Raw genomic sequence first — 21,167 nt, forward strand, 5'->3', positions numbered from 1 at the left:
TTCCCGTCCGTTTATCAAGTACATAACCTTGATCGGAGGGTATCAAGCCTGGAGCCTTTACTTCAAGGAATTCCGCTCTCAGACTTGTCGGTCGGGCGGCCCTCGGTGGACTCACCCGTGACGCAGGGGCAACCTTGGCTCAACCAGCACGGTTCGAGAGTTCATCTGCAGGCTTGACGGTGTTCTCCACATCGCCATCGGTGGGTTTCCTCACCGACAGCCTCGTGTCGAGGATCAGACCGAACACGCCGAGGCTGAACAGGCCCGCCGACAAGGCCAGCATGATCGGATCGCCGTCTCCCGCGAGCGCATTGCCGAGGATCACCACGGCTGCTGTTCCAGGTGCCACACCGATCACCGTGGCAAGCGCATAAGGCACGAACTTGATGGCAGACAGAGCTGCGACGTAGTTGGTGACAGAGAACGGAAACGCGGCGATCAGCCGGAGTGATCCGACCGCAAGCCATCCCCGGCGTTCCATGCGCAGCTCCACCGACCGAGCAACCGGGTGGCGTAGATAAGGCCGGATACGTTCTCGTCCCAGGCGTCTGACCAGTACAAAAGCCATCAAAGCCGCGAATATGGTGGCCAGCATCGCGCCGACGAAACCCACCAGCGGACCGAACAGCAAACCGGATGCTGCCGTGAACGCCGAGCGGGGTACGGGTCCGATCGCGATGACGGCATAGCCGATGAAGAAGATCCATACGAAGTTCGGCCCGAACGAGTCGGCCCAGTCCCGGAGCCTGCCCACCGAGGGCAAGGGGATCAGGTAGGCGCCGAGCAGGACGGCGAGCACCACCACCAGTCCGCCGAGCGCCCGGATCACCGCGGTTCGCCCGGTGAGCCGGCCACTGAATTTCACGGTCTCAAGGATACGGGCGAAAAAAGTCGCAAAGATGTGCGCGACGCCACTGTTCGGGCATCGACTCCCCGTACCGGGCCGAGCGTTTGATCGGATAGTGTCGATTCACCTCAAGATGCGATAGAGATCACGACGTCACAAGCAGATCGAAGGGCTCACGCCGAATGCCGGATACCCGACCAGACCTCCACGACCTGGAGTCCAGTTACCAGCAATGGTCCGACTCCGCCGCACAGGTGCTCGCGAAGTCCAAGCGCGTCGACGTCGCCGATCTGCGCGACACCCCAGAGGCGCTCTTGTCGACCACCACCCCGGATGCGTTGACCATCAAGCCGCTCTACACGCGGCGTGACGAACTCGACGAGCCAGGGTTGCCCGGGTCCTACCCGTTCGTCCGAGGCAGCGACCGCGTCCGGGACGTCAACATGGGGTGGCGCGTCACCGAGCGCTTCGGCGACCCGGTCGGCGAGCCCCAGGATCCGGCGGCCCTGAACCAGGCGATTCTCGAGGCGCTGAACAACGGGGCCAGCGGGCTGTGGCTGACGGTCGGTGACTCTGTCATCGCCCCGAAGGATCTCGCCGCCGTTCTCGACGGCGTCTACCTCGATCTGGTTCCGGTCACACTCGACGCCGGTGCCGCGGGCATCGAGGCCGCGCAGGTCCTCCAGCCACTCCTCCCGGACTCCGCGACGGTCGGCACGGTCAGCTCCTATGGCCTAGCACCTCTGACTGCCGCGTTCTCCGGGCGTCCGGCGGTTGCACTCGCCGATGCGATCGGGGTGGCGGCATCGGCCGGCGGGGCCGTGCGGTCAATCCGTGTGGATGGCACCGACTTCGCCCTCGGTGGCGCCACCGACGTGCAGGAACTCGCCCTGGTCACCGCCGCCGGCGTCGAGTACCTCAGGGCCCTCACCGCGGCCGGACTGGCTGTCGACAAGGCCCTGAACCAGCTGACGTTCGCACTGTCGGCCACCGACGACCAGTTCGGAACGGTGGCCAAGTTCCGCGCGATCCGCCGCCTCTGGGGACGGGTCGCCGAGGTCAGTGGAGCACCTGAGGCCGGGGGAGCGGTGACCCACGGGGTGACCGCGCTGAGCATGATGAGTCAGCGTGATCCCTGGGTGAACATGTTGCGAGTGACCACGGCCACCTTCGGCGCCGGAGTCGGCGGTGCCGATCAGATCACGGTGCTGCCCTTCGACGTGGCCCTGCCACCGGCAGACCGAACCACCAGCCCGAGCTTCTCCCGCCGGATGGCACGCAACACCCAGCTGCTCCTCATCGAGGAGTCGAACGTGGCCAAAGTGCTCGACCCCGCGGGTGGTGCATGGTTCGTCGAGTCGCTCACCGACGACCTCGCTGCGTCGGCGTGGGCACTGTTCCAGGAGATCGAGGCCAAAGGCGGGTACCAGAAGGCCCTCGACGACGGGTGGATCGGCGAGCAGGTCTCCATCTCCCTGGCCGCCCGAGATGAGGCCGTCGCCCACCGGACCACCTCGCTCACCGGCATCAACGAGTTCCCCAACCTGGCCGAGAAGCCGCTCACCACACCAGATTCGGCCGACTTCGTCGACCTGCCGACCGCAGCGCCGAATCTGGCCCGCACCGCTCGGCCGTTCGAGCGTCTGCGTGATCGTTCCGATGCGTTTCTCGCATCCCGCGGAAAACGGCCGATCGCCATGTTGCTCCCACTCGGGTCGGTCGCCGAACACAACGCCCGTACGACGTTCATCGCGAACCTGCTGGCGGCGGCGGCATCGAGTCGATCAATCCGGGACCGCTGACCGCCGACGCCATCGCTGCCGCGAGGGCGACGTCCGGAGATCCGGTTGTCGCGGTCCTGTGCGCGGCCAACCCGCGCTACGAGAGCGACGGCGCAGGCGCCCTCGCGGCCGCTCGCGAGGCCGGATTTAACACCGTCCTGCTCGCCGGGCCGGCCAAGGCGTGGACTGATGAGCAGAACGCGCCGGACGGGTACCTGCAGATCGGGATCGACGCGATCTCGACGCTGACAGAACTGCTGGACACGATCGAGGCGGAGAGCTGACATGACCAGTACTCAGAACAAGTCGACCACCGCTCCGTCCGGGCAGTCGGTGCCGAACAGTTTCGCCGACGTCCCATTGACGGGAGAGGCTGCGGTCGCCGCACCGGGAGACAGCGATCAACTCGTGGCCGATCTCGCTCGGGCACACGGCTATTCGACCGAGCAGGTCACGTGGACCACCCCCGAGCAGATCGACGTCCGCCCGTTGTACACCCGCTCGGACCGTGATGCCATCACCACCGACGGCGAGCATCCCTATCCGCTGGACACCGTGCCCGGTGCCGTTCCGTATCTCCGCGGGCCGTACCCGACGATGTACGTGAACCAGCCGTGGACCATCCGGCAGTACGCGGGATTCTCGACCGCCGCAGAGTCCAATGCCTTCTACCGCCGCAATCTCGCTGCCGGCCAGAAGGGCCTGTCGGTCGCCTTCGACCTGGCCACCCACCGCGGTTACGACTCCGACCATCCACGTGTGGCCGGTGATGTCGGGATGGCGGGCGTGGCGATCGACTCCATCCTCGACATGCGCCAGTTGTTCGACGGTATCGATCTGGGGTCGGTGTCGGTGTCGATGACCATGAACGGCGCCGTACTCCCGATCCTGGCGCTGTACGTGGTGGCCGCGGAGGAACAGGGTGTGCCCCCGGAGAAGCTGGCCGGGACCATCCAGAACGACATCCTCAAAGAGTTCATGGTGCGCAACACCTACATCTATCCGCCGAAACCGTCGATGCGCATCATCTCGAACATCTTCGAGTACACCAGCACCAAGATGCCGCGCTTCAACTCGATCTCCATTTCCGGCTACCACATCCAGGAGGCCGGGGCCACAGCCGATCTCGAGCTGGCGTACACCCTCGCCGACGGTGTCGAGTACATCCGGGCGGGCATGGAAGCCGGCCTCGACGTGGACAAGTTCGCACCGCGCCTGTCCTTCTTCTGGGGCATCGGCATGAACTTCTTCATGGAGGTCGCCAAACTCCGGGCCGCCCGCCTGATCTGGAGTGAGCTGGTCGCGAAGTTCGATCCGAAGAACGCCAAATCGCTGTCACTGCGCACACATTCGCAGACATCGGGCTGGTCGCTGACGGCACAGGACGCATTCAACAACGTGGCCAGGACGTGCATCGAGGCAATGGCCGCGACGCAGGGCCACACCCAGTCGCTGCACACCAACGCACTCGACGAGGCCCTCGCGCTGCCCACGGACTTCTCGGCCCGCATCGCGCGTAACACTCAGCTGCTGCTGCAGCAGGAGTCGGGTACCACCCGACCGATCGACCCATGGGCGGGCTCGAATTACGTGGAATGGCTCACGCATGAGCTGGCCAACAAGGCCCGCGCGCACATCGCCGAGGTCGAAGAGGCAGGCGGGATGGCCCAGGCCATCAACGAGGGCATCCCGAAGCTCCGGATCGAGGAGGCGGCTGCCCGCACCCAGGCGCGGATCGATTCGGGTCAGCAGCCCGTCATCGGCATCAACAAATACCAGGTCGACGAGGACCAGGAGGTCGAGGTCCTCAAGGTCGAGAACTCCAAGGTGCGCGGAGAGCAGCTCGAGAAGCTGAAAACCCTTCGCGCGAACCGGGATTCCGACGCGGTCGAGGCTGCGCTGTCAAATCTCACCCGCGCCGCCGCCGACGACAAGGGCGGCATGGACAACAACTTGATGGCACAAATGAACGACAGGCGCGGCGCACTGTGTTAATGCAATATCCCAGGTGCTCAGACAGTGTCACAACAGCCAGTGCAGACCCACTAGATTATAAAAATTAGCAGCGAGGCTGGACAGGCAGTTGATTGATGCGGTTGTACTAATATCACGCGAGGCCCAGAAACAGGAGCCCGTCTCAAAAAAAACAGCAGCAAATATAGCGGGCAGGATCACAAGCTCGCTTGATCATGGCTGGAGTACCATCGCTGGTCACTGCTTGATCCTACCTGATTGCCGGGATGGCTCTGTTCCTAGAAGAATCTCCTGACGAGAGCCCAGGCAGAGTGGCTGGACACGATTGCTCATGCCTGTAAACTTAATGTTGTTTGGTGGAACACTTGACTTGCAGGCTGGAGGTTGCAGTGATGCTGGCCAGCAGCCAAGGCAAGGCAGGATCATGAGATCGTGAGCCAGGAGCACTCCATGTAGAGCCCAGGAGTCAAGACGCAGTGCCGCTTGCTAGCCCACCAGCTGGTCTAAGTCATTATTGACTCCATATTTGTAGCCGCACGCCAGTGCCCATGCCCAGAATTCAAAAACAGATAGCTGAGTGTTCTTGAGGCACCAAGGCAGGTGTTATTGCATCACCATTGATCAAGGGGCTAAGGCTGATTTTTGACTGGCAGAGAGCACCTGCCTAATTCCTGCTCAAGCCAAGCCTACTTGGCCTGAAGCCTACACGAGGCCACCGGCCTGGGCAGGCCAAAGATGGCCTCTGGTGCGCCAGCCTCGAGTCCCAGCGATTGGCATTTGCAGCCTGGCATCACCAGCCGGGAAGCTGGCAAGTCCAACGAGGCCGATTCCGTCGCAAATGCAAGCGTCCTCCGTCTGTTACAAGTCACATAAACAGGGTGTTGGCACGATCCACGCGCTCGATACCGTCCGCCAAAAAAATTTAGTGCTCATCTTCGCGACAAGACCAGGATGGGTCGGCTGTCGGTGAACCCGAACGCCTACATTCGGCCGTCACCGACATCGGGAACGCTCGGCGGTGTCGCCAAGGCCACTCGCGAGACCATCGTGCTGCTCGAGGCCGCGGGCTTCGACGTGGTCCTGGTGGAGACCGTCGGTGTCGGCCAGTCGGAGGTGACCGTCGCGAACATGGTCGACGTATTCTGCTTCCTCACCCTCGCCCGCACAGGAGATTCGTTGCAGGGCATCAAGAAAGGCGTGCTCGAACTCGCCGACATCGTGGTGGTGAACAAGGCCGACGGCAAGCACCAACGCGAGGCACGCAGTGCCGCAAAAGAACTCCAGGGTGCGCTCCGACTGCTGTCGCCACATGACGCCCTCTGGCGGCCTCCGGTGCTCACCATGAGTGCGATGGAGAATGTCGGGGTCCGGGAGTTCTGGGAGACGGTCCTCAAGCACAAGGACGTGCTCGAGCAAGCGGGGGAGTTCCAGGCTCGGCGCAACAAACAGCAGGTCAACTGGATGTGGTCGATGGTCACCGACCAGTTGCTCCGCCGACTGGACTCGAGCGAGGCAGTACGGGGTATCCGCGGCCGTATCGAGGAAGAGGTACGGGCAGGCACCCTGACGCCGGCGCTGGCCGCGACCAGGATCGTCGAGGCGTTCGACGGCTAGTCGTGTAGCTGCTGCACCGTCACCGCAAACGCCGCCACGCGTTCGATGAGCGCGTCGAAGAACAGTTCGGGATCGGTTGCGTCGGCGATGTCCGCGTTGTTCTCCCGACCCCAGAACTGCCGTTCGTCGGCAATGGTCGTTCCACGTGTGAGAGAACCCTCGGTCTCCACGTCCACGCACGCAGGCCGGGTACGCGCGACGGCAGGATCAAGCGCAACAGCGGCCGCGAACGGGTCGTGCATGTGGCAGATGTACCCCTCGGCGTGGGCCTCGTGGAACTCGAAGTAGAACCGGACGGCGTCGACGAGATGCCGGATGACGACATTGCTCGCAACCGACCGGACCCCCTGTTCATCATCGGGTCCTGGCTGTTCGACGGGACTGGACTCGGCAAGCGCGGCCAGGCGGCCCAGGTGGTCCGGCGTCATCCGGATCGTCTCGGTGAGATCGAGTGGGCAGATGATCGGCCGTGGGGCACCATCCATACCGAACGCCGCGAACACCTCCTTGGCTGCCTCCGGATCAACGGCGATGTTCCATTCGGACGTGGGCGTTGTGTTACCGGGGTGATGGAACGTCCCGCCCATGATCACCAGCCGCCGAAGTCGGGTCGGCAGGGCCGGGTCGCGTCGGATGGCCAGCGCAAGGTTGGTCAGGGGCCCGGTGACGAGTCCGACGAGGTCACCCGAGTGTTCTTCGCTGAGTTCGATCCAGGCGTCGGCCGCATCGCGGTGCGAGGGGGACGACGTGGGCGCCGGCAACTGCGCGTAACCGACCCCGAGCGGCCCGTGGGTGTCCTCGGTGGTCATCAGTGAGCCGGCGAGTGGGCCTGACGCTCCCAGACACACCTCGATGTCGTCCCGGCCGCACAGTTCGAGCCACGCCAGGTTGTTCCCACACACCACATCCGTCGGCACATTGCCCCCGGTCGACAGGACAGCCCGCAGGTCTGCGGCCGGATGGGCGAGCAGGTAGAGCAGGGCCAGCGAGTCGTCGATACCCGTGTCGCAATCGAAGATCAGGGGGACTGTAACCACCTGATGACCCTAGTGGATGACCGGAATGGTCCAGAGAATGTGCTCGGGAACTGTCACGTGTTCTCGTTTTGGTGTTAATCTGATCACGAGCGTTTCCCGATGGAAGGTTTCCGATGACGATTGCCGAGTCCGTTTCCACCAACACTGCCGCGCCGGCACGTCCCCGGATCGCTGCGCCCGGCGAGGGCGAAGATTCTCTGATCAACAACATCGACGGCGACATCGAGCTGATCCCGCCGGACTCGATCACTGCAGAGTTGACCGGACATTTCACGTTCCTGCCGGTCAACGGCGCGGCCTTTGTGATGCAGGTGATGCTCCCTGTGATCGGCGATGTGGTGGACAAGTATTCGGTGTTCCGCACCGACCCGGCCGGGCGCGCGATCCGGTCGGTGGATTCTGTTCTCCGCTGGATCTACGGCGGACAGGAGGCGATCGAAGAAGGCAAGAGGCTGCGCCGGATGCACCAGCCGCTGCAGATGAAGAACTCGCAGGGCAAACACATCAGCGCACTCAATCCCGAGGCGTATCAATGGGTCATCGCCACCGCGTACCCCACCACCATCAAGGCCGGACCACTTCTGATCGGTCGAGAGTTCAACGCCGAAGAGAAGCAGGAGATCTTCCGCGACAATCGTCGCATCGCCAAGATCGTGCAGGTGCCGATGAAGGGGTACCCGACAACGATCGAGGAGTTCGGCGAGTACTACGAAGACTTCGTCAACAACAAGCTGGTCGCGCACAAGGTCGCGCTGGAGCTGATCGGCCAGATGCGCGAAGCGCCCCCGATTCCCGACTCCGTCCCGGCCGCACTGCGACCGGCGGCGAAGAAGGCCGCCAAGTTCGCCATGTCACCGGTTCAGAACCTGAACTACCTGACCACGGTCGGGGTGATGGATCCACGCGTCCGCGAGATTCTCGGCCTCACGTGGAGTGACCGCGAGCAGCGTGACCTCGAGCGGATGCATGCCGTGATCCGTGGTTCGTACAAGGTGCTGCCCGAGCGACTGACCTACTTCCCGCTGGCGTACCACGCCCGCCGCCACCACGCCGCCATCCAGGCGATGAAAAAGCGCGAATTAGGCGGTGCCGCATACAAAGTCGGTAAGTCTCACGCCTGACGAAGGACGTCGCGTGTGAGTTCGAGCTGGCCGAGGTGCTGGGCCAGCTCGCGCACCACGTGTGTCAACACCCACTCCGCGGTGGCGGTTGCGGCCTCGGGGCGTGTGGAACCGGTGACAGTCCGATCGCGGATCCCTTCGCGTAGTGCGATATCCACCCACTCGGGCAGACGCGCACGAACATCATCGACCCGTGTGATCAGGTCATCGACCCGACCGGCGGCAGTGAACTCGGCGGCGCGGTCCCGCGGGATCCTCAGGCCGGCGATCACCGAGCCCGCCCAGTGCTCGATCACGCCGACACAGTGGAACACGATGGCGTACGGACTGTTGGCGCCCGGCAGATCCGGCCTGGTGTTGGCCAGCTCGTCTCCGAGACCCCGCAGGATCTCCGTCATCGACGACAAACTCTCGCCGATGATCACCAGAGTGGCTTCAGCCAAACGACCTTCGGCGTCTTGCCGCGACGTCACCATGGGTACGGCTCGAAGTCTTTGAGGAAACAGCCGTACAGGTCGATACCGGCTTCGCCCTGCACCACAGGGTCGTACACCCGGGCCGCTCCGTCGACGAGGTCGAGGGGAGCACGGAAGCCCTCTTCTGCCAGTCGGATCTTGCTTGTGTGCGGCCGTTCGTCGGTGATCCACCCGGTGTCGACGGCGGTCACCAGGATCCCGTCCTCGTAGAGGTCGCCGGCACTCGTGCGCGTCAACATGTTCAGCGCCGCCTTCGCCATGTTGGTGTGAGGATGACCGGGCCCCTTGTACCCACGCGAGAAGATGCCCTCCATCGCCGACACATTCACCACATACTTGCGTCGTGCCGTCGATGCACGGAGGGCCGGGGTGAGCCGTGACAGCAGGATGAATGGAGCCACGCTGTTGCACAGCTGGACTTCCAGCAACTCCAGCGGGTCCACCTGGTCGACGGTCTCCACCCAGCTGTTGCTGTCGACCAGATCGGGCAGCAATCCGCCCGCGTCGATGGCGGTTCCGTCGGCGATGCGTGCGGGAGCCGCAGATCCCGCGGTCATGGCCAGGGAGGCGAGCGTCTTGGCCGCCGAGTCCGAATCGCCGCCTGAGGCGAGCGACTGTGGATGCAGCTCACTGCTGTCGCCCATGGTCAGCACCGGTACCGCTGCCGCGGGGCCGGTGAGCGGTGCTCGTTCGGCGTCGGCGAGCGAACTGTACGCGCCGGCGGTGCGCCGCACCGTCTGTGCGGCGTTGTTGATGAGGATGTCGAGGGGTCCTTGCGCCGCAACAGAATCCGCCAGCGCTGTCACCTGTGCGGGATCGCGGAGGTCGATACCGACGATGCTCAGGCGATGCAGCCACTCGTCCGCATCCGGCTGCCGGGCGAATCGCCGGGCCGCGTCCTTGGGGAACCGGGTGGTGATGGTGAGGTCGGCACCGTCGCGGAGCAGCATCAGCGCGATGTACATGCCGATCTTTGCCCTGCCGCCGGTGAGAAGTGCGCGGCGGCCGCTCAGGTCGGTGTGCTGGTTGCGTTTGTCGCGGTTGGCGGCCGCGCATCGTGGGCAGAGTTGATGGTGGAACGCGTCAACCCGGGTGTAATCCTGCTTGCAGATGTAGCACGGCTGGGGGCGGATGAGCGTTCCGGCGGTGCTGCCGGGCGCACCCGTCAGCGGTAGGCCGGCGGTCTCGTCGTCGATGCGGTCCGGCGAACCGGTCGCGGTGGCCGCCAGCACCTTCCGGTCGGCGTCGAGACGGGTCTGATGAGCCTGTCTCTTGCGGCGCCGCTTGGCTCGCTTGAACATCAAGGCCACGGCCCGCTGCACCGTGATCGAATCAGGATGATCTGCGTCGAGTTCGGTCACCTGGTCGAGGACACGGTGGAAGACCGCCAGGTCGGCGGGATCGATGAGGTCGGCGTGCACCCGAGTATTGTAGTGCGCCCGGTCGACCACACTGACCGCCCGCGATGGGTCCTGTGACGCGGCCGAGCGCGTGGCTGTCAGCGTCCGGTTGCGGCGGCTCCGGGGACAGTGGTGCCGGTGGGCCTCGCCTCTTCGGCAATGTCGTCGGCGGCAGCGCCCGCGAAGGCGTCATCGAGACGAACCAGGCTTCCTGCACACCGAGGACCACGATGATCGACAGCAGCAGTCCTTCGGCCTCAATGGGGGACAGGCTGAGGTTCATCGCACCGACGACGTCGGGGAACAGTGCGACGACAAACACCAAGACGTACAGCGGCACACCCGCACCGCCGAGCACCCACGGCATCACCTTCGCGTCGGTGTGGGTGCGGAACTGCACCGCGAGCATCGCGATCCCGATTGCACCGATGAGTCCGGCGATCGAGAATCCGGTGCGCCACACAGCGGTGATCTCGGGGGCCACCTGGGCAAACAACGACACCGCGGCGGCGACGACAAATTGCAGCGAGACGAGATACGCCATGTTGCTGCCGCGGCCGTCTCGGCCGGTGAGATCGTCGCGGTCTTTGACCGCGACCCACCAGAGGCCCAGCAGGGTGAAATTGGTGGCCGCCACGACGCCATAAAACGCGGATTGATCCATGCCCAGCACAGTAGGCGGTGCGCGAGTGCACCGACAGCTGCTTTTTGATCGACAACCAGGTGCAGCATCTCGCTGTACCGGCAAAGTGTGTCCGAGGGGGGACTTGAACCCCCACGCCCGTTAATAGGGCACTAGCACCTCAAGCTAGCGCGTCTGCCATTCCGCCACTCGGACCAGTCACGCCGGCAGTCAACCTGCCAGCGCCGGATAACATTAGCCGACTGCCGGCCCGCAACCCAAATCCCCAGGACACGACCATCTCGAGACGATTCTCGTCTACCGATGCGGGCAAGGTGCTAACAATCTGTCTCATGGACCTGGACACGGTGATCTGCCGTACCTGCGCCGTGGAGCACGGCAGTGGGCGACCACAGACATGCCGGATCTGTGCCGACGAACGCCAATACGTACCGCCAGGCGGGCAACAGTGGGCCTCTCTCGCCGAGTTGACGGCGGAAGGTCATCACGTCGAGATCAATCAGCTCGAACACGGGCTCCACGAGCTGCGCGCCGTACCGGGTGTCGGCATCGGTCAGCGGAGCAAGTTGCTGTGCACCCAGGCCGGAAACCTGTTGTGGGACCCCCTCGGTTTCATCGATGAGCGATCGGTTGCCGCGGTACGCAATCGGGGAGATGTGGTGGCCATCGTGGCCAGTCATCCGCACATGTTCGGCGTCCAGGTGGAGTGGAGCCATGCACTGGGGCGGGTACCGGTCCTGGTGGCCGACGCCGATCTCGAGTGGCTGGCCCGGGCAGATCCGGTCATCGAATCGTGGAGCGGTGACCTCGAAGTCCTGCCGGGGGTCACACTCGCGCAACCGGGCGGGCACTTTCCGGGCAGTGCCGTGGCGCATTGGGGCGACGGAGCGCAAGGGCGCGGTGTGCTGCTTTCCGGAGACACCGTGCTGCCCAATCCCGACCGGGCCACGGTGTCCTTCATGCGGAGCTATCCGAACCGCATCCCACTGTCGGCGGCGGTGGTGGACCGGTTGGCCCGAGACCTCGGGAGGTTCCGATTTGATCGCCTGTACGGAAACTTCGCCGAGTTCATCGCCGCCGACGCCGCCACTGCGGTCCAGCACTCGGCGCAACGCCACATCGGTTGGGTGCGGGGTGATTTCGACCATCTGACCTGACGCTGGAGTCGTCGACTCCGCTGAGCACCCGGTCCGAACGTCGTCAGGATGATAGGAATGAGCAGGTGAGCCCCGACACCGACACTCCCACCGCAACCGATGAAGTTGTCGGCCTGGTCAGCAGGCTGATCCGCTTCGACACCAGCAACACCGGTGAGCTCGAGACCACCAAGGGCGAGGAAGAATGTGCCCGCTGGGTGCAGCAGCAACTCGAGGACGTGGGCTACCGGACCGAGTATGTCGAATCCGGCCAGCCCGGCCGGGGCAACGTCTTCGCAACCCTGCCAGGCAGCGACTCCACCCGAGGCAAGTTGTTGCTGCACACCCATCTTGATGTCGTACCGGCCGAGCCTGCTGATTGGAGCGTCCATCCGTTCTCCGGGTCTGTCGAGGACGGCTACATCTGGGGCAGGGGCGCGGTCGACATGAAAGACATGGTGGGAATGGCTTTGGCCCTTGCCCGGCAGTTCAAACGCGACGGCACCGTTCCTCCTCGCGACATCGTGTTCGCCTTTCTCGCCGACGAAGAGGCCGGTGGCAAGTGGGGTTCGCACTGGCTGGTGGAACACCGGCCCGATCTCTTCGAAGGGGTCACCGAAGCTGTCGGTGAGGTCGGCGGTTTCTCTCTCACCGTCGACCGGCCCGACGGCGGACAAAAGCGCCTGTATCTCGTCGAGACCGCGGAAAAGGGAATTGCCTGGATGCGGCTGACGGCAACCGCCACAGCCGGCCACGGATCGTTTCTGCACGACGACAACGCCGTCACGATCTTGTCCGAAGCTGTTGCGAGGTTGGGCAGGCACACGTTCCCGTTGGTGATGACCGAATCGGTGTCGCAGTTCTTGGCCGCGGTGTCTGAGGAGTCCGGGCTCGAACTGCACCCGGACACACCGGATCTGGAAACCGCCCTGTTCAAGATCGGCTCGATCGCCAGGATCATCGGAGCAACCCTGCGGGACACGGCCAACCCCACGATGCTCAATGCCGGGTACAAGGCAAACGTCATCCCGCAGAAAGCCACCGCCGTGGTGGACTGCCGGGTCTTACCTGGCCGCCAGGCTGCATTCGAAGCCGAGGTCGACGCCCTCATCGGGCCACAGGTCACCAGGGAATGGGTCACGAAACTCGACTCGTACGAGACCACGTTCGACGGTGACCTCGTCGATGCGATGAATGACGCGATCTTGGCCCACGATCCCGAAGGCCGCACCGTGCCGTACATGCTGTCCGGCGGCACCGATGCCAAAGCTTTTGCGCGCCTTGGTATCCGGTGTTTCGGCTTCGCTCCGCTGAAACTGCCGACCGACCTCGATTTCGCCGCGCTGTTTCATGGGATCGACGAGCGGGTACCGGTGGAGTCGGTTCTGTTCGGTACCGATGTCCTCGAGCACTTCTTGCTCCACAGTTGATGGCCCGCACGCTTCACGGATTGACCCCTACGGAAAGGACGCGAACGACATGTCGAGTTACAACCCGTACGACGCACTACCTCACCTGCCCGGTTTCACCCTGACGTCCGAGAGCATCACCGACGGCGCACCGCTCGGCAAGGCGCAGGTCTCCGGGATCATGGGAGCCGGCGGCGAGGACGTCTCGCCTCAGCTCAGCTGGTCCGGCTTCCCAGAGGACACCAAGAGCTTCGCGGTCACCGTCTACGACCCGGATGCTCCCACCGCGTCGGGATTCTGGCATTGGGCAGTCGCGGACATCCCGGCGTCGGTCACGTCGCTCGACGCCGGCGTCGGTGATGGCGCCGAGGGGTCTCTCCCGTCCGGAGCCGTGACCCTCAACAACGACGCTTCGGCGCCGCGGTTCATCGGCGCCGCCCCGCCGCCCGGACACGGCCCGCACCGGTACTTCGTCGTTGTGCACGCAGTGGATGTCGAGAGCCTCGGACTGCCCGATGGTGCGACGCCGGCCTACCTCGGATTCAATCTGTTCAGCCACGCGATCGGACGTGCGGTCATCCACGGCACGTACGAGCAGCCGGCCGGAGACTAGTCGGACCGGGGTGCCGCGCTGCCGACCGCTTCGGTGATCGACGTGTACCCGGCAGCGCGCACCCTGTCGGCCAGTCCTTGATGAATGTGCTTGGCCCACAACGGACCACCGTAAATGAAGCCGGTGTAACCCTGGATCAGCGAGGCACCGGCCCGGATGCGCTCCCAGGCCTGATCCGCGGTCTCGATGCCGCCGACGCTGACCAGCGTCAACTTGCCGCCCACCCGGGCGTGCAGTCGGCGTAGGACCTCGAGCGAGCGGTCTGCGAGCGGAGCGCCCGACAACCCGCCTGCGCCCATCGCCTCGACCTCATGCGCGGGGGTGGCCAACCCGTCCCGGCTGATGGTGGTGTTGGTGCAGACGATTCCCGCCAGCCCCAACTCGACTGCCAGGTCCGCGATGTCGTCGATGTCGTCGTCGACCAGGTCGGGAGCGATCTTCACCAGCACCGGAATGTCCACCGACTCCTGTACCGCGGCAAGCAGCGGACGCAGGGAGGCCACGGCCTGAAGATCCCTCAGGCCCGGCGTGTTCGGCGAACTGACGTTCACGACGAGGAAGTCCGCCAGCGGTCCGAGTAGTCGAGCGCTGATGAGGTAGTCCTCCACCGCATCTTCGGCCGCGACAACCTTGGTCTTGCCGATGTTGGCTCCGATGGGCACCATCGTCGTTGTCGTCTTACGTTGTCTGAGCAGGTTGGCCGCCGCGCCCGCCCCATGATTGTTGAAGCCCATCCTGTTGATCAGCGCACGGTCGGCTGGCAGACGGAACAGCCGAGGTCCCGGGTTTCCGGGCTGAGCGGCACCGGTGACCGTACCGATCTCGGCGAATCCGAAACCGAGTGCGCCCCAGGCGTCGATCGCTTCCGCGTTCTTGTCGAATCCCGCCGCCAGTCCGAGCGGTGCGGGAAAGTCGATGCCGAAGACGCGCGACCGCAGGACCGGATCGTGGGTCAGCAAGACCCGACCGGCAACGAGGCGGAGCGGCTTGACCCGGCCGACCAAGATGATGATCGCCGCTGCGACGCGGTGGATCCGCTCTGCCGGCACACGGAACATCAGTGCGAGGAGCAGCGGATACAGCCGCCGATACAGCGACTCGATCACGCGCTCACCCCGGTGTCGGGAAGATCGGTCGGCGCGAGCCGCGGCCGGCGCCGACGGAGCAGGACCTTGCGGCTACCGTCCGAATACAACCGCACCCGCGACAGCTCCCACCCCCGAACTCCGCCTGGATCGACAGCTGCATCGATGCCGTCACCCGCGTCACGTCGGGCGGGAGGCGCAGGGGGACGTATTCGTAGTCGTCTGCCGACATATCCCATTCCCGCGGAAATCCGCGGTTGCGCTTACCTGCCAATCGAAAGTCACCTCACTGCTGGTCGGGGCCGATGATCTGCAGACCCTCACCACGGGCCGAGAGCAGATACACCGTTCCCGTCTTCGGGTCCACCACCATCGAGTTCGCCTGCCCGACTGTCTGGAACTGGCGTTGCTGAACCGGGGTCCCGGTGGACAACTCGTAGGCGGTGACCTTGTTGTTTCCGGTGGTGCTCACCCACGCCAGGTTGTGGGTGTCGTCGTAGTCTACGGCGTACGGTCCGAAGGCCACCGGATAGCGGAACCTGTTGACCAACGGGTCGCCGTTGAACGCCAGCAACTCGCCTCCGCGGGTGTCGGTGGTCAGGAAACGCCCGAAGTGATCCACCGTGAGATTTGTCGCACCGTCGCCCGCACGGATCGCGACCCCGAGGTCGTCATCCGCCAAGTCGAGTTCGGTCACCGACGACTGCGCACGGTCGAGAACAACCACCTGCCCACCGTGTTCGGCGAGTGCATCCGCCCGGACGAGTCCGTCGATCGTCCCCGTGACCGCGCCTTGGGCATCGACACGGAGAATCTCACCGCCCTCGGTACCGATGAAGGTCTCTCCGGTCGAGCTCAACAACGACGACAACGGGGTGCCCGGCACGTCGGTGGTCGTGATCGCGCCGTCTGCCGAATCGACGGTCAACATCGCGTCGGCCACAAGCACCTGCAGCTTCCCGCCACTGAACGTCCCGAACCCGGATGCCCTGTCGGGCAACGTGACTGTGCGAGCAGGCGCACTCCCGGGTGCCAGGCCGGCGGTGGGGTAGAAGAGAATCGTCCGCCCGTCGTCGGACAGCAGCGCGAGCTGGGAAGTGCTCGGGCAGAACGCCAGTGCAGTCCCGGCTCCGGGTACCGGTACGACAACACCTGCGGGCCGTTCCGACCCATCTGCCGCGGGTGCGGCGATCGGGGTCTGCGGGGTGATCGTCGGGACGTCCGGGGTCTCTTCCGAATCCGAGCAACCCGTCACCACGAGTGCCGCGACCACCATTGCCACGATCAGGCCTCTGCCGCGCACATTCATGGGAACCATCTTGCTCGTTGACGACCGGGGCATGGACGGCCGGGGGAGTGCGCGTCGCTCGACAGGGGCGGGGCCGCACGTCCCGTAGCATCGGCTGCCGTGACCGACTCGATGAGCTGGGCCCAGTCGATCGTCCTGGGTGCCGTGCAAGGCCTGACCGAATTCCTGCCCGTATCGTCATCCGGCCACCTGCGCATCGTCTCGGAGGTGTGGTTCGGCGACGATGCCGGCGCGTCGTTCACCGCGGTGACCCAGCTCGGCACCGAGGCCGCGGTGCTGGTCTATTTCGCCCGGGACATCGTCCGCATCATCGCGGCGTGGTTCCGGGGCCTGCGCCGCCCCGATGCCCGGGATCTCGACTATCGGATCGGCTGGTATGTGATCATCGCCACCATTCCGATCGGCGTCCTCGGCTTCCTGTTCAAAGACCAGATCCGCACCGGCGCACGCAACCTGTGGCTGATCGCCACCATGCTCATCGTCTTCTCGTTGGTGATCTTTCTGGCCGAACGGTACGGCGCCAAGAAACGACCGATCGAACAACTCACCCGGCGCGACGGTCTTGTCATGGGATTCGCGCAGTGCCTGGCTCTGATCCCGGGTGTCTCGCGTTCCGGTGCCACCTCGAGCGCCGGACTGTTCCTGGGCCTCGAGCGGGAGGCCGCGGTGCGCTTCTCCTTCCTGCTGGCCATCCCGGCCGTGACCGCGTCGGGGCTGTTCAGCCTGCCGGATGCATTCAGTCCGAGTGGCGACGGCATGCAGGCGAGTGGGCCACAGCTGCTGGTCGCCACCCTGGTTGCCTTCGTCATCGGCTTCGCCTCGATCGCCTGGCTGCTGAAGTTCGTCGCGAACCATTCCCTGAACTGGTTTGTCGCCTACCGGATCATCCTCGGATTGGTCGTCATGGGCCTGCTCGCCGGTGGGGCGATCAGTGCCACCTGAGTCACCTGTACAGGATCCGTTCCTGTTCGGCGCTGCGTCCACAACCGGGCGCAGTGCCCTCGTCCGCCTAAGCTGATTCGTGTGACGGTCATTCTGCTTCGCCATGGTCGATCGACGGCCAACACATCCGGGGTCCTGGCCGGTCGTACCGAAGGTGTGAACCTCGACGATCACGGCCGCACCCAGGCCGCCGCGCTGATCGAACGATTGGGCGGGCTCAGCGGACTCGCCGCCGTCGTCCGATCACCCCTGCAGCGTTGTGAACAGACGGTGGCGCCACTCGTCGAACACTTCGGCTGTCCCGAGATCGTCGAGGACAGGCTCGTGGAGGTCGACTACGGTCAGTGGTCGGGGCGGCCGATCAAGGAGCTCCTGTCCGAACCGCTGTGGCGCGTGGTCCAGCAACAACCGTCCGCCGCCATCTTCCCGGGCGGGGAGGGGCTCGCGCAGGTGCAGTCGCGTGCGGTGGCGGCAGTTCGTGAACTGGACGCCAGATTCGCAGGCGAAGACGGCGCCGGTGTGTGGATCGCATGCACGCACGGCGACGTCATCAAAGCGGTGCTGGCCGACGCGATGGGCATGCATCTCGACGCATTCCAGCGGATCGTGGTCGAACCCGCGTCGGTGAGTGTGATCCGGTACAGCCTCGCCAGGCCGTACGTACACGCGGTGAACTGCACTTCTACGCTGCCGTCGATCCCGAGTGCGCCGAAACCGAGCGAAGCCGCGGAACAGAAACCCTCCGACTCCGGCGAACCACAGTCCGACGAGGCGGTGGTGGGTGGCTCGACGGGCACCTGACCGCCACGGCGCGTGGGCCGCATCCAGCGGCGACCTCGTGTCGTGGGCGAACCGCCATCAAATGGGGATAATCGAACTCGGAAAAGGGAGGTGCCATGGCCAGAGCGATACACGTCTTCCGTAGTCCCGACCGTTTCATCGCCGGAACGGTGGGCCAACCGGGCGACCGGACCTTCTACCTGCAGGCTGTCCACGAGACACGCGTGATCAGCGTGATGCTCGAGAAGCAGCAGGTCCAGATACTCGCCGACCGGATCGGCGCGTTGCTCGAAGAAGTGCACCGCCGCTTCGGCACGCCACTGCCCGCAGAACTGTCCCGGGTCGAAGACCTCAGCCCCCTCGTCATGCCGGTCGACGCCGAATTCCGGGTCGGCACGATGGGACTCGGCTGGGACTCGGAATCCGAGGCCGTGGTGGTAGAGCTCTTGGCCATCACCGAGGGTGAGTTCGACGAGAGTGTGGTGCTCGACGACACCGAGGACGGGCCCGATGCCGTCCGCGTGTTCCTCAGCACGGGCGCCGCGCGTGAGTTCGCGACCCGCTCCAGCCGCGTCATCTCTGCCGGACGCGAACCCTGCCCGCTCTGCGGCGAACCGCTCGACAACGCCGGGCACATCTGCGTCCGCACCAACGGGTACCGCCGGGACACCGAGTTCGGCCCCTCGCTCGAGTTCATCGATCCAGATCTCCTTGAGGGCATCGAAGACGACGAACCCGGCGACGAGCCCGGGCCCGCCTCCGGCGACGAGCCGAGTCGGTAGTCCACGGTGGCAGCACCCAGTGAGAAACCCGTCGATGTGGCCGAGGTGCTCGCCGAGGGCGACCTCGAACTGATCGGGCAGATCCGGTCCGCCAGCAACGCCACCCTCGTGTGCGACGCAGTGGTCGGGGAGACCTCGGTCCGCTGCGTCTACAAGCCGGTGCGGGGCGAACAACCGCTGTGGGACTTCCCCGACGGCACGCTGGCCGGCCGCGAGGTCGCGTCGTATCTGGTGTCCGAGGCGTTGGGATGGTCGGTGATCCCGGTGACGCTGCTACGCGACGGCCCCTTCGGTCCCGGGATGGTGCAGCGCTGGATCGACACCCCCGAGCCCAGCGACGGACTGCCCACGCGGCTCGATGTGGTCGACCTCTGTTCGCCGGACCTTGTTCCGGAGGGCTGGAAAGTGATCTTGTCGGCCATCGATGCCCGGGGCGAGGACGTGGTGCTCGTGCATGCCGACGACCCGCGCCTGCAACGGATGGCCGTACTCGACGTGCTGATCAACAACGCCGACCGCAAGGGCGGGCACGTTCTCGAAGGCCTCGACGGTCAGGTGTACGGCGTCGATCACGGCATCTGCCTACACAGCGACGACAAACTCCGCACGGTCCTGTGGGGCTGGGCAGGGGACAACATCCCGGCGCACCTCCTCGAGGACGTCGGCGGCCTGCTCGACGCGCTGCGAGAGGAAACCTCACCGCTTCGGGAGAACCTCCGCGGGCTCATCACCGCAGCCGAGATCGAGGCCCTCGCGATGCGTGCGGCCATCATGCTCGGTGACCCGGTGATGCCTGACGCGAACAGGTCCAGGCCGATTCCCTGGCCGGCGTTCTGAGCGCCGACGCCGCGCCGAGCCCGCTCCACCCGCGCGGAAGTTCGGCCCTGAAATCGGTTTCCCCCGTCCCCGCCCTAAGGTGTTGTCATGCAGTCGTGGTCTGACACCGCCGTTCCGCCAGTACCCGGTAGAGGGCCGGCTCTAAGGCTCTATGACACCTCGGACCGTCAGGTGCGGCCGGTGAGCCCCGGCCCCACGGCGACCATGTATGTGTGCGGCATCACACCTTATGACGCAACACATCTGGGTCACGCAGCCACCTACCTGACCTTCGACCTCGTCAACCGCGTGTGGCGCGACCTCGGTCATGATGTCCACTACGTCCAGAACATCACCGACGTGGACGACCCCCTGTTCGAACGAGCGAACCGCGACGGGATCGACTGGGTGGATCTCGGTCAACGCGAGATCAACCTGTTCCGAGAAGACATGGCCGCGTTGCGGGTGCTTCCTCCCCGCGACTACATCGGTGCGGTGGAGTCTGTCGGCGAGGTGGTCGAGGTGGTCGACAAGTTGTTGGCCTCAGGCGCCGCCTACATCGTCGACGACCCGCAATACCCGGACATCTACTTCCGGACCGACGCCACAGAGCAATTCGGATACGAATCGGGCTACGACCACGAGACGATGCAACGGTTCTTCGTCGAACGCGGCGGTGACCCCGATCGTCCAGGCAAGCGTGACCCCCTCGACGCCCTGGTGTGGCGTGCCGCCCGCGAGTCCGAACCGTCGTGGGACTCACCGCATGGCCGAGGCCGTCCGGGTTGGCACATCGAGTGTGCTGCAATAGCTTTGAACCGGATCGGTGCCGAGTTCGATGTGCAGGGTGGGGGCAACGACCTGATCTTCCCGCACCACGAGTTCTCCGCGGCGCACGCAGAGGCGCTGACCGGTGTGCGGCGATTCGCCAAACACTATGTGCACACGGGAATGATCGGACTCGACGGTGAGAAGATGTCGAAGTCGCGGGGCAACCTCGTTTTCGTGTCCAAACTGCGGGCGGCACAAGTCGATCCAGCCGCGATCAGGCTGGGCCTGCTTGCCGGGCACTACCGCACAGACCGCGCCTGGACCGACGACGTGCTCGCGGAGGCGACGTCGCGCCTGGACCGGTGGCGTCGTGCCGTGCAGCGTGGCGCAGGACCGGACGCCGCCCCGACGATCGAGCGACTACGTCAGCACCTCGCAGACGACCTCGACACCCCCAAGGCTCTCGCGGCAATCGATGCCTGGGCGGCCGACAGTCTCGACGGTCTGGGCAGTGTCGCCTCCGCGCCTGCGGATCTCGGCGCCGCCGTTGACGCTCTCCTCGGTGTCCCACTCACCGACACCGGGGCCGAAGGGTCGCCAATTGTTCTCACCGACAGCGAATCCCACTGAC

Annotated in this window: 17 protein-coding genes, 1 tRNA gene and 3 pseudogenes; 12 read left to right on the top strand and 9 right to left on the bottom strand. The window is 65.0% G+C overall.

Going from position 1 to position 21,167, the window contains the following annotated elements; translation table 11 throughout:
• Window positions 1–139: 139 nt before the first annotated feature.
• On the bottom strand, window positions 140–865 hold the full coding sequence (locus tag MVA47_RS16600; RefSeq protein ID WP_247208724.1) for a TVP38/TMEM64 family protein: 726 nt from the start codon (window positions 863–865) through the stop codon (window positions 140–142).
• Between the two features lie 164 nt (window positions 866–1,029).
• Between MVA47_RS16600 and MVA47_RS16605 the strand changes: the two are divergent.
• From MVA47_RS16605 to meaB, 3 genes and pseudogenes are all read left to right on the top strand, one after another.
• Window positions 1,030–2,912, top strand: a pseudogene (locus MVA47_RS16605) (methylmalonyl-CoA mutase subunit beta).
• A gap of 1 nt (window position 2,913) precedes the next feature.
• Window positions 2,914–4,623, top strand: a complete 1,710-nt coding sequence (scpA, locus tag MVA47_RS16610; protein ID WP_247208725.1) for a methylmalonyl-CoA mutase — start codon at window positions 2,914–2,916, stop codon at window positions 4,621–4,623.
• 912 nt (window positions 4,624–5,535) lie between these two features.
• Window positions 5,536–6,216, top strand: a pseudogene (gene meaB, locus MVA47_RS16615) (methylmalonyl Co-A mutase-associated GTPase MeaB); the annotation flags it as partial.
• Here the strand turns inward: meaB and MVA47_RS16620 are convergent.
• Complete coding sequence (locus MVA47_RS16620) at window positions 6,213–7,253, bottom strand: nucleoside hydrolase (protein WP_247208726.1); 1,041 nt, start codon at window positions 7,251–7,253, stop codon at window positions 6,213–6,215. The pseudogene meaB and the gene MVA47_RS16620 sit on opposite strands and share 4 nt — an antisense overlap.
• Window positions 7,254–7,366: 113 nt before the next feature.
• Here MVA47_RS16620 and MVA47_RS16625 point away from each other — a divergent pair, with 113 nt between their 5' ends.
• Window positions 7,367–8,374 carry an oxygenase MpaB family protein gene (locus tag MVA47_RS16625; RefSeq protein WP_247208727.1) on the top strand — a complete coding sequence of 336 codons (1,008 nt, stop codon included), beginning with the start codon at window positions 7,367–7,369 and terminating at the stop codon, window positions 8,372–8,374.
• Here MVA47_RS16625 and MVA47_RS16630 read toward each other — a convergent pair.
• From MVA47_RS16630 to MVA47_RS16645, 4 genes are all read right to left on the bottom strand, one after another.
• Window positions 8,365–8,817 carry a DUF664 domain-containing protein gene (locus tag MVA47_RS16630; protein WP_247208728.1) on the bottom strand — a complete coding sequence of 151 codons (453 nt, stop codon included), beginning with the start codon at window positions 8,815–8,817 and terminating at the stop codon, window positions 8,365–8,367. The two genes, MVA47_RS16625 and MVA47_RS16630, sit on opposite strands and share 10 nt — an antisense overlap.
• Before the next feature lie 26 nt (window positions 8,818–8,843).
• Window positions 8,844–10,271, bottom strand: a complete 1,428-nt coding sequence (locus tag MVA47_RS16635) for an SDR family oxidoreductase (protein ID WP_247208729.1) — start codon at window positions 10,269–10,271, stop codon at window positions 8,844–8,846.
• Window positions 10,183–10,914: a hypothetical protein gene (locus MVA47_RS16640; protein ID WP_247208730.1), complete on the bottom strand. Its 732-nt coding sequence runs from the start codon at window positions 10,912–10,914 to the stop codon at window positions 10,183–10,185. Before MVA47_RS16640 ends, MVA47_RS16635 begins: the two co-directional genes overlap by 89 nt.
• 88 nt (window positions 10,915–11,002) lie before the next feature.
• A tRNA-Leu gene (locus MVA47_RS16645) sits at window positions 11,003–11,088 on the bottom strand.
• A 137-nt stretch (window positions 11,089–11,225) separates the two neighbouring features.
• Between MVA47_RS16645 and MVA47_RS16650 the strand changes: the two genes are divergently transcribed.
• The 3 genes from MVA47_RS16650 (at window position 11,226) to MVA47_RS16660 (ending at window position 14,051) form a co-directional block, all read left to right on the top strand.
• Entirely contained in the window at window positions 11,226–12,050 is an 825-nt protein-coding gene (locus MVA47_RS16650; protein WP_247208731.1) for an MBL fold metallo-hydrolase, read from the top strand.
• Between the two features lie 65 nt (window positions 12,051–12,115).
• Window positions 12,116–13,459 (top strand): M20/M25/M40 family metallo-hydrolase, encoded by a 1,344-nt coding sequence (locus MVA47_RS16655; RefSeq protein ID WP_247208733.1) that lies wholly within the window; start codon window positions 12,116–12,118, stop codon window positions 13,457–13,459.
• A gap of 49 nt (window positions 13,460–13,508) precedes the next feature.
• Complete coding sequence (locus MVA47_RS16660) at window positions 13,509–14,051, top strand: YbhB/YbcL family Raf kinase inhibitor-like protein (protein ID WP_247208734.1); 543 nt, start codon at window positions 13,509–13,511, stop codon at window positions 14,049–14,051.
• On the opposite strand, the gene MVA47_RS16665 is transcribed toward MVA47_RS16660, so the two are convergent.
• From MVA47_RS16665 to MVA47_RS16675, 3 genes and pseudogenes are all read right to left on the bottom strand, one after another.
• Window positions 14,048–15,133, bottom strand: a complete 1,086-nt coding sequence (locus MVA47_RS16665; protein ID WP_247210853.1) for a quinone-dependent dihydroorotate dehydrogenase — start codon at window positions 15,131–15,133, stop codon at window positions 14,048–14,050. The two genes, MVA47_RS16660 and MVA47_RS16665, sit on opposite strands and share 4 nt — an antisense overlap.
• 20 nt (window positions 15,134–15,153) lie before the next feature.
• Window positions 15,154–15,368: pseudogene (locus MVA47_RS16670) on the bottom strand (DUF5703 family protein).
• A gap of 54 nt (window positions 15,369–15,422) precedes the next feature.
• Complete coding sequence (locus tag MVA47_RS16675) at window positions 15,423–16,445, bottom strand: YncE family protein (RefSeq protein ID WP_247208736.1); 1,023 nt, start codon at window positions 16,443–16,445, stop codon at window positions 15,423–15,425.
• 99 nt (window positions 16,446–16,544) lie between these two features.
• On the opposite strand from MVA47_RS16675, the gene MVA47_RS16680 reads away from it, so the two are divergent.
• From MVA47_RS16680 to mshC, 5 genes are all read left to right on the top strand, one after another.
• The gene (locus MVA47_RS16680) at window positions 16,545–17,387 is read left to right on the top strand and encodes an undecaprenyl-diphosphate phosphatase (protein WP_247208737.1); all 843 of its coding nucleotides are present in this window, start codon (window positions 16,545–16,547) and stop codon (window positions 17,385–17,387) included.
• An 81-nt stretch (window positions 17,388–17,468) separates the two neighbouring features.
• On the top strand, window positions 17,469–18,188 hold the full coding sequence (locus MVA47_RS16685; RefSeq protein WP_062798117.1) for a histidine phosphatase family protein: 720 nt from the start codon (window positions 17,469–17,471) through the stop codon (window positions 18,186–18,188).
• 95 nt (window positions 18,189–18,283) lie between these two features.
• On the top strand, window positions 18,284–18,949 hold the full coding sequence (locus MVA47_RS16690; protein ID WP_023959276.1) for a DUF3090 domain-containing protein: 666 nt from the start codon (window positions 18,284–18,286) through the stop codon (window positions 18,947–18,949).
• Window positions 18,950–18,955: 6 nt separating this feature from the next.
• Window positions 18,956–19,786 (top strand): SCO1664 family protein, encoded by an 831-nt coding sequence (locus tag MVA47_RS16695; protein ID WP_247208739.1) that lies wholly within the window; start codon window positions 18,956–18,958, stop codon window positions 19,784–19,786.
• Between the two features lie 87 nt (window positions 19,787–19,873).
• Entirely contained in the window at window positions 19,874–21,166 is a 1,293-nt protein-coding gene (gene mshC / locus MVA47_RS16700) for a cysteine--1-D-myo-inosityl 2-amino-2-deoxy-alpha-D-glucopyranoside ligase (protein ID WP_247208740.1), read from the top strand.
• Window position 21,167: the final 1 nt, after the last annotated feature.

This window comes from Williamsia sp. DF01-3, from assembly GCF_023051145.1.
GTDB lineage: Bacteria > Actinomycetota > Actinomycetes > Mycobacteriales > Mycobacteriaceae > Williamsia.